The organism is Turicibacter sanguinis, from assembly GCF_013046825.1.
GTDB lineage: Bacteria > Bacillota_I > Bacilli_A > MOL361 > Turicibacteraceae > Turicibacter > Turicibacter sanguinis.
In genome coordinates this window covers 2,129,508-2,142,875 of record NZ_CP053187.1, presented here as the reverse complement: position 1 = coordinate 2,142,875, position 13,368 = coordinate 2,129,508, and the positions used below count along the sequence as shown (strand labels likewise).

Sequence of the window (13,368 nt, the reverse complement as noted above, 5' to 3'; positions counted from 1 at the left end):
CTCAGTCTTTTTTAATTTAATTTAAATCCACACTCATTACAAAACTTCGCTCCCTGTGCTACTTTCATTCCACACTCAGGACAGAATTTTTTACTGACGCTCTCTGAAACTTTCATTCCACATTCAGGACAAAACTTTGCCTCTTTTTGCAAATGATACCCACATCCTTGACAAGACACTTCAGTTGATTTTTCAGTCGCTTGTTGGGCCTGTGTTGAGGCTATTGAACCCATTTGCTTCATCATTTCCATTCCCATCGCCATTCCTACTCCAGCTTGCGCCATCGACGCCATTTGAGTACCAGGATTTTGCGTCATCGAATCTAACATCGCCATTTTTTGATATTGATTCATATCGCCAACCATTTCATATGAAGCTGTTTTTTCAATCATTTTTTGAACATTTTCAGGATAAGTAAAACTTGAGATTGTAAACTCTGTTACAGTTAATCCAAGCTTTAACAGTTCCATATCTAAATCCATTTTAATCCCACGAGCAATTTCATATGCATTGGCTTGTAAATTAAATAAATCTTTTCCTTCTTTTGAAATCCAACGCATTAAGAGTTGATCGAGTCTTGATAATACACGCTCCTTGACATCATCCACTGTAACCTGTTGTTTCACACCTGCCATACGATCAATTAGCGCTAAATAATCATCTACCTTCACCGTAAATGTTCCAAAACTTCTAATCGGTAATCCACCCTTTAAATTTGGATTTTGCATGTTAATGGCATTTTTAGTTCCCCATCGAACTAAGAACTCTTTCGTATTCACAAACAAAACCTCAGCACGTAAAGGCGTATTAAATCCAAATTTAAAGCCTTTTAACGTCGTTAAAAATGGAACAATTTCCGATTCAATTTCATAATTTCCTTCGTCTTTAAATACCCCTTCAATCTTGCCATTAAATAAGAAAATAGCATCTTGTCCGGGACGAATCACTAAACGACTGCCACGTTTAATTTCTTTATTTCGCCACATCCAAAAAATGACATCATCACGTGTCTCATTCCATTCTACAACATTTGCAAATTGATTATTAAATAAACCCATACCATTCGCTCCTAACTATTAAAATAAACAAAGAATAAATAAAGAGCAAGTGCTCCTAGTATAATGAGTATCGTAATTTTAACCAAGCTATAAGGATACGTCCCGTGCACACGGCCTGTTTCACCATTAATAATATATTGATAGTTTTTTCCTTTATAATCATAATTAGCACACCAAATCGGTAATAACACATGCTTAAACGTCACATTCTGATACTGCGTTCTGACAACAACATTTCTTGCGGTATCGAAACGACACATAATCTCATGATGCGCCATTGATTCTAGTTCTCGAACCATTTTTTGTTTAGCACATGAGAAACCTTCACTTACCCCTAGATAATACCGTTCCGCTAGATAACCTGATAAATATTCTGGTTTATAGGGTTCTATGCGATCGGTATTATAAGGCTCTACCCCACTCATGATTTGATCGGAGTAATGGGCCGAGGCGTTCACCAAAACATCATCAAAAAATTCATGCAACTGTCCATTGACCGGATACCATCTTATCTTTTGAATCGTCTCTTTTTTCCCATTCACTTCACGTGTCTCATAATAATAACGACCGCCTTGGCCTGTATACGTACTATAAGTTTGAGCATCATAGGTCCAATATGGTACATAAACCGCTTGTAACTTATCACTTTGATACAATAACTTTAAATCATTTGGCGCTAACCAACGTCTTTTCATCCAACGACTCATTTCTTCCATGGCCTGATGTTTATCTATTTTAAAGGGTAAAACGCCTTCTGGCTTAATCCCTGCTGATTGCTTTGTTTTAAGAACATGAGAAGAGCCACAATATGAACAATGGATAGCCGTTGACTGTCTATCAACAACCGTTTCGGCTCCACAGCTTTCACATTTAATAACTTCTGCTTCCTCATTCCAATCAGATTGTGCTTCAAGGCGTGACACGTTGGAAAAATCGTATTCTAAAACATCCCCACTATTATCAATTTTTACTTCTGTCTCACAATAGGGACACTTTAATGATTGGGATTTAATATCAAAAATCATATTTCCGCCACAGTTTTCACATGTAAAAACTTCGACCTCTTCTTTTTGGTGCCCATCCATCTTTTCACTCCCTCTCTAAAAAAGGTTGCAACTAGTAGACTAGCCACAACCTGATTACTCTTTAGTTTAATTCATTCTTTAAAGCGGCTAATTCATCATCAATCACCGATGAACTTCCACCTTTGAGGGCTGCTAGCTCATCTTCAACAGCCGAAGAGGGGGCATCGTATTTGCTCATTAACGACTCGACTTCATCAACCGGTGACGCATTTAAATCTGCCATCGCATTCGCTTCATCAAGCATACGGTTGGCTTTTTCCTCCATACGGGCAAATGCTCCTAAGTTCGTTTTAGCTGCTCCTACAGAGCTTCCAATTTCATTTAAGCGCGATTGCATATTCGCAGCTGCTACTTTTGCCTTAATGGTTTCACGACGTGTATTTAAATCATTAATTTCACTGACTAGTTTATCATGCATTTGGCGCATTTTTCTAGCATTTTCAGAAGCCATTTGAACTTTTTGTTCAAGGGTTTGTTGTTTCTCCACTAAGGTTGCTTTTTTAGATAAAAATAAACGGGCATCGTCATCATTTCCTGCCTCAACTGCACGTTTAGCATACGTTAATAACTTATTTACTTCTTGTGTGCATTCAGCTAATTCACGTTTAGAACGTATTTCTTCAGCCATAACTGCTGCGGTTTCTGCTTTTACTTTTCCTAAATCCTCATTTAGATTACGTAAAATCTGATCCACCATTTTACTAGGATCCTCACACTTATCTAATAAGGCATTCATATTAGCTGACATAATATCGGTAAATCTTTTTAAAATGGACATAACCTCACTCCTCATCATCTTAACGCTTAAATTATATGACATTAACCCGAAAAATATTTATCTCATTAAGTTTAATCAATATTTTACTGCTATAAAAACATCTCGTCAATTACTCACTTGTATAATTACCGTATAATTAGATTCCACAATTCTTCAACTCATATAAAAAACCACCCATAATGGGTGGTTTAATCATATTAAAGTATAATCCCCCAAATAATCGTTGTCACAATCGTAATGGTTAACCCAACTAATGACTCGTAAGGGATTAATTTTAAACGTTCATTGATGCTAACATTTGTTGCTCCTGCTGTTGCATGAAAGAATGATCCATGTGGTAAGTGGTCAAGTACAGTTGCCCCTGCATGAACCATTGCCGCTCCACCAAGTGGAGATACACCTGCAGCCATAATAGCCGGTCCAAATGTTGCCGAAGCAATCGTTGTTCCTGCTGTTGTTGAAGCAGTCGCCGCTCCCATTAAAATCCCTGCAATTGGAGCTAATAAGAATTCTGGAATACTTAATCCATTTAATAAAGCAATGGTTGTTGTTTGTAACGTTGATGCTTTAATAATACCTGCTACTGCTCCCGTTCCAACTAAAAGAACTGCAACTGGCATCATTTTTGTTAATCCAAATGTAATATACTCATTAGTATGTTTCCATTTTCCACAAGCAATCACGCCGATGATTCCACCTACTGGTAAAGCAATTAATGGGTCTACTGTAATTCCAGCCAATGGACGTAAAGCTAATAAAAGAATGGCAACAACTGGTCCAATAACCGCTGCAAAGAAGCTTGGTAAGTCGTCTTGATTTTCTTCTACAACGATTTCTGTTACTTTTTCACCTTTATTAATTAATAACTTAACTAAGAAAACCGTCACAATTAAACCACAAATGGCCGCAATCACGTTTGCTCCCATTAAACTTGATAATTCAACACCAAAGTTTTCAGAAGCTGCAATCGTGTTTGGATTTGGAGAGATAACATTTCCACATTTTCCTCCACCAATCATCGCAAGTAAGATTGCCATTTTTGAATAGTTTAATTTTTTACCTAATGCTAAAGCAATCGGTGCTACTGTAATAACTGCGATATCAATAAATACCCCAGCTGCTGTTAAAATCATTGTCGCTAAAGCTAAAGCGAATAACGCGCGTTTTTCTCCTAATACTTTAACAATCTGTTCTGCAATTTTAGCTGCTGATCCCGTTTTGATTAAAACTCCAGCTAAAACTCCAGACGTAATGATACGAATAATGGCCGGCATCATTCCTTTGGCCCCATCAATCATCGTTGAAACAGTTCCATCAAGTCCTGCTCCTCCAACAAGTCCACCAATTAAAGCTCCTAAAATTAAGCTGTAAGCTGGATGTCCCTTTTTAATAATTAAGAAAATGGCTACAGCTAACCCAAGTAGCGCACCAAACGTTGTAATCTGTAAATCCATGTGGTTACTCTCCTTTATGAAATTGTCATTTAGTTAATGGCTTGAATTAAATTAAAGATTTGCTGCGTTGTTTGCTTCATATTTTCGTAAGCAACTTCTGGCTTCATTGCTTCTTCTAAAGACATCGCACTATTAACGATTGAGAAGTAAGCATCCATTCCTTCTTCATTGCATTTTTTCGCATCATTTGTTGTAGCTCCCGCTACTCCAATGACTTTACAATTATATTTTTTTGCAAGCTTGGCAACTCCAATTGGAGCTTTCCCCATTGCCGTTTGATGATCAATACGACCTTCTCCCGTCATAACAAAATCAGCGTCTTTTAATTCTTCTTCTAACTTCGTTTCTTCTAAAATAATTTTAACACCAGATTCTAATGTTCCGCCTAAGAATGCGGTGAACGCAAATCCAAGTCCACCTGCCGCTCCAGCACCTGGTAAATGAGCAAAATCTTGTCCTTTATGCTTTGCGACAACATCTGCAAAATGCTTTAATCCTGCATCTAATGCTTCTACCATTTCAGGATTTGCTCCTTTTTGTGGTGCATAAATATACGCAGCACCAAGTGTTCCATATAAAGGATTATTAACATCGCAAGCAATTTTAAAGTCACATGACGCTAATTCAGGTAACACATTTGTTTCATCAATTGAAACCACTTGGCTAAGACCTTGGCCCCCTTGCATCACTTCTTGTCCATTAGCATCTAAGAATTTAAATCCTAAAGCCATTAACATCCCAAGCCCGGCATCATTTGTTGATGATCCACCAATTCCAACAATAAATTTTTTACATCCAGCCTCGATGCAATTTTTAATCATCTCTCCAACACCATAGGTTGTTGTCACTAATGGATTACGATTTTCTACTGCTACTAATGGAAGTCCTGCTGCTTGGGCCATTTCAATCACAGCTGTTTCACCAATCATCCCAATTTGGGCACAAACTTTTTCATGTAGTGGTCCACACACTTCTACATTTTTTAACTCACCATTCATTCCAGCTACTAACGCTTCTGTTGTTCCTTCTCCACCATCAGCTAATGGTTTTACAACAACCGTCGCATTAGAATTAGCAGCTAAGATACCTACTTTTGCTGCTTCACCTGCTTCTATTGAACTTAAACTTCCTTTTAATGAGTCAATAACTACAACGACTTTCATGGTGTCAGCTCTCCTTTAAATACATTAATAATTAATCTAAACCTAACTCTAGACTTAAGCATATGATTTGACATTTCACTTTTCGTCAAAAAATGACGAGCGAAAGCTATTATAACACCGGTTACATCTTTTGTATACACGCTTTCAAAAAATTCTAAAATTTACTATATTGCTTTTTTAAAAATTTTTCTATTTTAAAGCGTCTATATCTTTCTTTAGTATGTAGCCAATAACCTATTCTATTTCGTCCATACTAAAAATAATTTAGAAAAAGTGGTGATGAAAATTGTTATTTAAAAACCGTTTTGATGCAGGTGAATTATTAAGTCAACATTTAAAACTCTACCATGATAAAGAGATAATCATGCTTTTAGTCCCTAGAGGTGGAGTTGAAGTGGGCCTTCCTTCAATTAAACATTTTCAATTTGAATGGGATTTGATAATTACTCGAAAAATTGGAGCTCCTCATCATAAAGAAATAGCGATTGGAGCCGTAACTGTCGATGGACAATATTTATTGTATGAAGAATATATTGAACACCTCCACGTTCCGACTGGCTATATTGAGCAAGAGATTGAAAAAGAATTACGTGAAATCAAGCGACGATTAATCACATATCGTGGCCATGATTCCTTTCCAAACGTTCAACATAAAGTGGTCATTTTAGTCGATGATGGAATAGCGACAGGATTTACTCTTTTAGCTGCCATTAAATCGATTAAAGCTCATCAACCCAAAAAATTGATTTTAGCGGTTCCTGTTGGACCAACAGAAACGATTGAAGCCCTCCGTCAATTTGTAGATGAGATTATTTGTCTTCATTCAATCGATCACTTCACCTCAGTAGGAGCCTATTATGAGACGTTTCCTCAAGTCACAGAAGAGCAAATGTCCTATTACTTAGAAGACCTAAAAAAGGTCCATCATCATGTAAAAAGCCTTATCCCACTGGATAAGGCTTTTTATTTAATTTGCTGAACTTTTGTATCTTTTTATCCTTGATCATTAAAGACAACTATAATGATTTTGGACTCACTAATTCTAAATGATAGAAATCTTCGTATCCATAATCCCCGACATGATTTAAGTACGTGCGAATAATCGCACGAGCATTTAGGCCACATCCTCTTAATTCATCTTCTAATTCTTCACTATTATGATAATCTACTAAACGTTCAATGACTTGTTCAAGCGTTGAACGGTCAAGTTCTAATAAGTCAACATTTGATTCGATATACCCACCTTCACGTAAAAACATGACTAAATACATTTGATCCATCTTAAAACCTCCTAACAGCGTTACGCTCTATTATAGCACAAGGTAATCCCCCATAATCAACTGACCTAAACTCTTTTTTAAAGAAATGTGACATCCTGTCATATTTACCTTTAAAACCACCCATAGAATAAGGAATCTTTCCTTCACGCTACTCCCCCAAAGAAAAAGCAGTTCGACTGATTCGAACTGCTTTTTTATCTAATTTTTAAACCATAAAAATTCATAAGGTTCAACAACAATCACTTCATCTTCTAAATGAATCCTTTTATCACTGACAAGGTCTGACATCATCCCACTAAATCCACACTGTTTCATTTCAGTTGTTGGAAGATACAATTTATGTTCGGAGAAGTTAAATAATAATAACATTTTGGCATCATCTTGGAATTTGCCGATTCCATAAACATGGTGATTTGACAAGCGGAGGATCTCATTTTTCACATCCCCAGCAAATAATGGCTCATTTTTGCGAATGTTAATGAGATGCTTTAGCATTTGGAAAACTTGACCCACTGGTGTCGTTAAATCATGACGTTTTTTCGCACGATCCCAGTCCATTGCTGGTCGGTGAACCCAACGCCCTTCACGGCATTTATGTTCATCTTCTAAGTAAGAATAATCATTAATCGTTGCTAATTCATCACAACTATAAAGAAGCGGGATTCCTTGTGATCCTAGTAATAAGGCGTGTATGAGATTAATACGAGCAATGGCTGTTTCAATCATGGCACTATTATCATATCTTAACGCCTGCTCAAGTCCAGCTAAACTTGCAAGTGTTCCATTAATTCTTGCATCACGCGTCACTGGATTATATTGATAAATTTCTCCTGTTGCAAAACTTCCCGGGAACTTTCCGCTATAAAAATCAATCATAAATTGCTTATGATCCACTGGATTTGAGCCCGTTAACCAAATCGCATCCTCACTAAATCCCCATCCAATATCATCGTGACAACGTGCATAATTAATCCAAGTTCCCGATTTTGGTGTCGTGTACCTCTCACTATCCAAACGCATGACACGAGTATCCCGAGTCGCTAACGAATTCCAAATATTCACCATAAAATTCGCATTATACATTAACTCGCACTCGACTTTGTGCTCATCTCCAAAATACTTTACAATCTCATAAGGCTCAACAATCGCTTCTCCAAGTAAAACAAGGGATGGACACGCAATTTCTTTAATCAGATGTAGCAGATGCATCAATTCATGAATCATCGGTAAATTACGGCACGACGTTCCAAGCTCTTTCCACATAAACGGAATCGCATCTAACCGAATAATATTAACCCCTGTATTTGCTAAAAACAACATAATATCAACCATTTGCTCAAACACATAAGGATTCTTAAAATTCAAATCCCACTGAAAATCACTAAACGACGTAAAGACATGATGATTAATTTCTTCATAATAAGTAAAATTCCCCGGGCACTTATCCGGTAAAACCTCAGGCACCGTCTTATTATAAAGAGCTGGAATATCATAATGCTCATACATCATATACATGCTCTGATAAAAATAATTCCCCTCAAGCGCACGTTTCGCCCACTCATGTTCCTTCGCCGTGTGATTTAACACGTAGTCGATGCAAACCGAAATCCCCGCTTCCCGAAACTCGCTTAACATCTGAATAAAATCATTCATCGTTCCAATGCGTGGATCAATATCACGGTAATCTTCTACCGCATACCCTCCATCATTTTCCCCTTCACGAGGCTTTAAAAGAGGCATCAAATGAACATACGTCACCCCTAACTCTTTCAAATACGGAATTTTTTGACTTAAATTTTTCAAATCCCCCGCAAATAAATCCACATAAAGCATCATTCCAATCATATCCTGGGCCATAAACCAATGTGAATCACGCTGATCTAATGCTTTAAGTTCTGCTTGACGTTCCTGATATTTTTTTTCAATCACCCTCATCAGCGACTCAAAATCTTCATCACTCGCTCCAAATTGATCATAGACATAATGATACGTCCACTTTAAGTCATCATAATGCTTCGCTAACCGTTGTTCAAACTCATCTCTTCTTCCCATCCTATTCTATCGCTACTTTTCATGAAAACTCACACCAAATAAGGGAACCTTCCCACACAATCAATAACTATTTAATTCTCCGTCCCCAAATCCCCGTCACATGAAAAGTCGCTACGCTCCTTTCCATTATTATTATTCCTATTTAAGATGAATTATAGCATTAAATGAAAAAGAGGTAAATATAGAATGGTATCGATTTCATAAATTTTAGTAAAATAAAAAGCGAGTTAAAACCTCACTTTTCATATCCTGGTTCAAGCAAATATTGATTCTGAATCACTAACTTTCCTTGATCATTAAAAACTAGAATAGATTGGATCATACCAAGTGTTTGAGAATTTGTCTGTCCTATAATTCGCTGTTGAACTAATAAACTAAACGCATCTTGATACGGTTGCTTAATCGGATAAATCACATTCGGTGCCAAAACTTGTGGCAATGAGTTTTCATCGTCTATCTCTACTAAAAATATCATTTGGGTTTGATCACAAAGAACAAAGGCCTGCTCATCATTTACAAGTTGTGTGCTAAATACCAACTGCTTTGAAATCTCATCATCACGACATACCAACTTCAACTGATTTTTTTCTACCTCAACCAATCCTAAAACTGTATAATCTCCACTACCACCTGATTGACCAACCACCAAAATTTGATCTTTTCCTAATGATAAAAAATCCCCTAAATATAAATGCATCGCATATCCACCGAATGGTAACTCACAACTTAATGGCGCGATTTCTTTTCCAGCCACTACTAATTTCAACTGATTCATAAAAAGTCCATCATCTTCTGAATCTCCATAAAGCACAACTTTCTCACATTTGACATTGCCAAATACATCCCCATACTGAATATCTAACAACGTTTGAGCCATGTTATCACTCCTTTTTTTCAGACTAGTATATCTTATGTTAAAAGCCCATAAAGTGTCTCTCATCATTCACAGTTTAATTGAAAATACTCATTAAATAGGTTAAAAAATACAATGACTCCTACATTATGACTTATTTTTTAGGGACCTTCTTGCCCTCTTAAACCAAAGTTATCATTGAACCATCACTTGAATTAAGAGGGAACAGATCCCTTGATAAAATTAGGCTTACGTCTAGTGATCCTCCTATCGCCTCAAATGCCTTGAAATGAAATTCAAATCTTAAACTGATGACCCATCTTTTCACTTCATTATTTTTAAAAATTTGTTCATCATCTTTAAAAAAGAATCTGAATTGAAATAGACTCACTTTTGAATAAATCTCTCCACTTTATTCCATAATGAAATCGATAAGAGGTGATTTGCATGAATATTCTTGAAATTTTAAAACTCCTCGGTTGGGAAATTATTTCCGCGGACAATAAAAAACAACAATATACTATCACTGAAAGTATTGAACGAGTTCAACGTGAAACAGAACAAGATGGAAGAATTTATGGTGAAACAACCGTGACGATTGATGATGTTTCCTTCGATGAATTTGGCAATCTTTATATTATTTTTCAAGATGCCTATACTGGACATTACGTTGATAATTTTGTCTATAACCGAATGGAAAAAAATGAAATATACATTTAAAAAACGAAGTTCTGATTATCGAACTTCGTTTTTTAAATTCATTGATTAAAGGTTGCTGATTGTAAGTTAAACAATAGATATAAAATACTTTCACGACTATCTGTAATTTTCCATGTGCTATCTTTTTTTATTAAGCGAATCTCAGCCGAACGCTCTGTATAAGTTACCTCCTCTAAACAAGATAGCATCAAACTCTCATCAAAAGAAACAGGAGATGAGTGATCTTGACTTTCTTGAATAAAAGCAGATTGATACTGCATGAGTTCTGCTGCTATATCTGGTCCCGTGACACTCACCTTAACATACGCGACTTCTTTATTCATTTTCTGTGACAAAACTTCAAATTGAATATCTTTTATTAACTCAAAAATTCGTTGATCAACATCCGTTAACTGATCTGTTTTTTTCATTTTAGCATCATTAAATAAACTAAGAAAATCTCCTTCTGTCCCTTTTTGGATTTCACTAAAATAAGATTCTACAATTAACGAGGGTGAGGGTTGCCCCCATCCCACAAGACTTAAAGCAATAAACACGATGAAACTCATCATGAATGCCCATCTAAAACTTCTCATCAGCTTCACTCCTTTTAAAAAGTAAACGATTCTATTTCTTAGTATTTCATAAAAGGATTATTTCATTCATTAATTCACAAAAAAAAATCCCCCTCCCTTTTACACTTTCCCCCTATTAAAAAAGGAGTTGTCGTCTGACAACTCCTCATGTATTAGAATTTTAAATTGGCAAATGCATCTGCAAAGGCTGAATTTAATGGTTCTGCTTGTTTTTCTTGTTCACGTAAATACTTTTGAACATCACGTTTACTTCCTTGTTTTTTCTGTTCTTGCTTACGTTTATTAAAGTTGCTTAGCTTTTCACGATAACCACAAGTACAAGCAAAGATGCGCCCTTCTCCTTCTCCACGAAGCTCAAGTTTTTTATGGCAGTTTGGACAACGAGAATTTGTCACTTGAGACACTGTTTTACGCGTTCCACATTCGCGATCTTGGCAAACTAACATCTTACCGCGTTTTCCATTTACCGCTAACATGGGCTTCCCACACTCAGGACATTTAGTAGTTGTTAAATTATCGTGCTTATATTTAGCGTCGCTCCCTTTTATTTCTTCAACGATTGCTACCGCATACTCACGCATTTGTCCAACAAAAACTTGACGTTTTAATTTACCGTTTGCAATATCACTCAACTTTTGTTCCCACTGCCCGGTTAACTCAGGTGATTTTAAATCGGCTGGCGCCAGCTCAAGTAATTGGCGTCCCTTTGATGTTAAATGAATCTCTTGACCACGTTTCTCGATCATGAAACCATTAAATAATTTTTCAATGATATCCGCACGTGTTGCAACCGTTCCAAGTCCACCTGTCTGACTTAATGTTTTCGCGATTTCTTTATCACTTGAATTCATAAAGCGTGCTGGATTTTCCATGGCTGATAACAGGGTTCCTTCATTAAAGTAAGCCGGTGGTTGTGTCTTTCCTTGTGTCTTAATTAATCTTGAGATTGGTAATTTCATGCCCTCTTCTACAATCGGAAGTACTTGGTCATCATCTGAATCTTCATCAAAGCCGTACACTTCCTTATATCCCGCAGAAATCACACGTTTTCCTTTTGCCGTAAAGTTCTCAGACCCAATTTTAGCTAAAAGCGTCGTTTGCTCGTATACAAATGGTTTTGATAACACCGCTAAGAATCGTTTCACGACGAGGTCGAAAATTTTACGTTCTTTATCACTTAAATCCGTTAATAACACCGTTTGTTCCGTTGGAATAATGGCATGGTGATCACTTACTTTTTTGTCATCTACAAACGATTTATTGGCTACGATTTTTGATTTTAATAATCCGTTAGCTGCCCCACGATAAGGACCAATGGCCACCGCTTTTAAACGATCCGGTAACGTTTCAACAATATCACTTGAGATATAACGAGAATCGGTACGAGGATACGTCAGAGCTTTATGTTGCTCATATAATTTTTGCATAATTGATAACGTTTCTTTCGCTGAGAAACCAAATAAACGGTTCGCATCACGTTGTAATTCTGTTAAATCATACAATCCTTTAGCATACTCTTTTTTCTCAACTTTCGTTACCTTCTCAATGATGGCTGGTTGCTGATTTAAGGTCGTTAATAGGGCTGTCACTTTATCTTCATCAAACGTTTTAACATCTTTTGACTTACTATCTTGCCACGTTAACTTTAATCCATGACTAATCGCACTGATTCCAAAGAAAGGTTTTGATTTAAATTGTTTAATTTCATCTTCACGTTTAGCAATCATGGCAAGCGTTGGGGTTTGAACACGTCCACATGATAAAGAAGCATTATGTTTCGTTGTCAAAGCGCGTGTTGCATTCATTCCAACAATCCAATCCGCTTCTGAACGGGCGATGGCTGAAGCATATAAATTATCATAAAGATGTCCATCTTTTAATGATTTAAATCCCTCTTTAATTGCTTTATCCGTTACAGATGAAATCCATAAACGTTTAATCGGCTTTTTAACCCCAACTTTTTCAATGATCCAACGCGCGACTAATTCTCCTTCACGTCCTGCATCTGTTGCAATAACAATAGCAGACACATCTTTTCTTAACATCTGTTCTTTAACCGCTTTAAATTGTTTTGAAGTTTTTGGCATCACCACTAATTTAAAATGCTTAGGTAACATCGGTAAATCTTCTAAATTCCATGATTTATATTTCACATCGTAAGCTTCAGGATCAGCAAGCGTCACCAAATGTCCAAGCGCCCACGTTACGATATAATCTTTTCCTTCTAAATAACCATTGCCTTGTTTTTGGCAGTTTAGCACGCGTGCAATATCGCGTCCAACGGATGGTTTTTCAGCTAACACTAATTGTTTGCTCATGAGTTCATCCTCCACGTTTTTAAAGTACTCAT

General features: G+C 36.6%; 12 protein-coding genes. 2 read left to right on the top strand and 10 right to left on the bottom strand.

The genetic code is table 11. From position 1 onward, the window contains the following. Positions 1 to 11 precede the first annotated feature (11 nt). The 5 genes from HLK68_RS10355 to HLK68_RS10335 all read right to left on the bottom strand — a co-directional run bounded on the left by HLK68_RS10355 (position 12) and on the right by HLK68_RS10335 (position 5,538). Positions 12 to 1,058 carry an SPFH domain-containing protein gene (locus HLK68_RS10355; protein ID WP_132942654.1) on the bottom strand — a complete coding sequence of 349 codons (1,047 nt, stop codon included), beginning with the start codon at positions 1,056 to 1,058 and terminating at the stop codon, positions 12 to 14. An 11-nt stretch (positions 1,059 to 1,069) separates the two neighbouring features. Beyond that, positions 1,070 to 2,143 (bottom strand): hypothetical protein, encoded by a 1,074-nt coding sequence (locus tag HLK68_RS10350; RefSeq protein WP_006783601.1) that lies wholly within the window; start codon positions 2,141 to 2,143, stop codon positions 1,070 to 1,072. Positions 2,144 to 2,204: 61 nt separating this feature from the next. Beyond that, positions 2,205 to 2,921: a PspA/IM30 family protein gene (locus HLK68_RS10345; RefSeq protein WP_006783600.1), complete on the bottom strand. Its 717-nt coding sequence runs from the start codon at positions 2,919 to 2,921 to the stop codon at positions 2,205 to 2,207. A 197-nt stretch (positions 2,922 to 3,118) separates the two neighbouring features. Then, the gene (locus HLK68_RS10340; protein ID WP_006783599.1) at positions 3,119 to 4,375 is read right to left on the bottom strand and encodes a GntP family permease; all 1,257 of its coding nucleotides are present in this window, start codon (positions 4,373 to 4,375) and stop codon (positions 3,119 to 3,121) included. Positions 4,376 to 4,404: 29 nt separating this feature from the next. Further along, positions 4,405 to 5,538: a glycerate kinase family protein gene (locus tag HLK68_RS10335; RefSeq protein WP_132942655.1), complete on the bottom strand. Its 1,134-nt coding sequence runs from the start codon at positions 5,536 to 5,538 to the stop codon at positions 4,405 to 4,407. A 286-nt stretch (positions 5,539 to 5,824) separates the two neighbouring features. Between HLK68_RS10335 and HLK68_RS10330 the strand changes: the two genes are divergently transcribed. Next, a complete protein-coding gene (locus HLK68_RS10330) occupies positions 5,825 to 6,517 on the top strand; it encodes a phosphoribosyltransferase (RefSeq protein ID WP_055164249.1) in 693 nt (230 codons plus the stop codon). A 37-nt stretch (positions 6,518 to 6,554) separates the two neighbouring features. On the opposite strand, the gene HLK68_RS10325 is transcribed toward HLK68_RS10330, so the two are convergent. The 3 genes from HLK68_RS10325 to HLK68_RS10315 form a co-directional block, all read right to left on the bottom strand. Then, the gene (locus tag HLK68_RS10325; protein WP_006783596.1) at positions 6,555 to 6,818 is read right to left on the bottom strand and encodes a hypothetical protein; all 264 of its coding nucleotides are present in this window, start codon (positions 6,816 to 6,818) and stop codon (positions 6,555 to 6,557) included. Between the two features lie 198 nt (positions 6,819 to 7,016). Further along, positions 7,017 to 8,870 carry an alpha-amylase family protein gene (locus tag HLK68_RS10320; RefSeq protein ID WP_006783595.1) on the bottom strand — a complete coding sequence of 618 codons (1,854 nt, stop codon included), beginning with the start codon at positions 8,868 to 8,870 and terminating at the stop codon, positions 7,017 to 7,019. Between the two features lie 235 nt (positions 8,871 to 9,105). Then, a complete protein-coding gene (locus HLK68_RS10315) occupies positions 9,106 to 9,747 on the bottom strand; it encodes a hypothetical protein (protein ID WP_006783594.1) in 642 nt (213 codons plus the stop codon). A 423-nt stretch (positions 9,748 to 10,170) separates the two neighbouring features. On the opposite strand from HLK68_RS10315, the gene HLK68_RS10310 reads away from it, so the two are divergent. Continuing rightward, positions 10,171 to 10,443, top strand: coding sequence for a hypothetical protein (locus HLK68_RS10310; RefSeq protein ID WP_006783593.1), 273 nt, complete (start codon positions 10,171 to 10,173; stop codon positions 10,441 to 10,443). A gap of 38 nt (positions 10,444 to 10,481) precedes the next feature. Here HLK68_RS10310 and HLK68_RS10305 read toward each other — a convergent pair whose 3' ends face one another. Beyond that, a complete protein-coding gene (locus tag HLK68_RS10305) occupies positions 10,482 to 11,018 on the bottom strand; it encodes a hypothetical protein (protein WP_006783592.1) in 537 nt (178 codons plus the stop codon). 152 nt (positions 11,019 to 11,170) lie between these two features. After that, positions 11,171 to 13,336 carry a DNA topoisomerase III gene (locus HLK68_RS10300; protein WP_006783591.1) on the bottom strand — a complete coding sequence of 722 codons (2,166 nt, stop codon included), beginning with the start codon at positions 13,334 to 13,336 and terminating at the stop codon, positions 11,171 to 11,173. Positions 13,337 to 13,368: the final 32 nt, after the last annotated feature.

Coding starts and splice junctions, on each gene's coding strand:
- HLK68_RS10355 (WP_132942654.1), bottom strand. CDS start 1,058: ATGGGTTTATTTAATAATCAATTTGCAAATGTTGTAGAATGGAATGAG.
- HLK68_RS10350 (WP_006783601.1), bottom strand. CDS start 2,143: ATGGATGGGCACCAAAAAGAAGAGGTCGAAGTTTTTACATGTGAAAAC.
- HLK68_RS10345 (WP_006783600.1), bottom strand. CDS start 2,921: ATGTCCATTTTAAAAAGATTTACCGATATTATGTCAGCTAATATGAAT.
- HLK68_RS10340 (WP_006783599.1), bottom strand. CDS start 4,375: ATGGATTTACAGATTACAACGTTTGGTGCGCTACTTGGGTTAGCTGTA.
- HLK68_RS10335 (WP_132942655.1), bottom strand. CDS start 5,538: ATGAAAGTCGTTGTAGTTATTGACTCATTAAAAGGAAGTTTAAGTTCA.
- HLK68_RS10325 (WP_006783596.1), bottom strand. CDS start 6,818: ATGGATCAAATGTATTTAGTCATGTTTTTACGTGAAGGTGGGTATATC.
- HLK68_RS10320 (WP_006783595.1), bottom strand. CDS start 8,870: ATGGGAAGAAGAGATGAGTTTGAACAACGGTTAGCGAAGCATTATGAT.
- HLK68_RS10315 (WP_006783594.1), bottom strand. CDS start 9,747: ATGGCTCAAACGTTGTTAGATATTCAGTATGGGGATGTATTTGGCAAT.
- HLK68_RS10310 (WP_006783593.1), top strand. CDS start 10,171: ATGAATATTCTTGAAATTTTAAAACTCCTCGGTTGGGAAATTATTTCC.
- HLK68_RS10305 (WP_006783592.1), bottom strand. CDS start 11,018: ATGAGAAGTTTTAGATGGGCATTCATGATGAGTTTCATCGTGTTTATT.
- HLK68_RS10300 (WP_006783591.1), bottom strand. CDS start 13,336: ATGAGCAAACAATTAGTGTTAGCTGAAAAACCATCCGTTGGACGCGAT.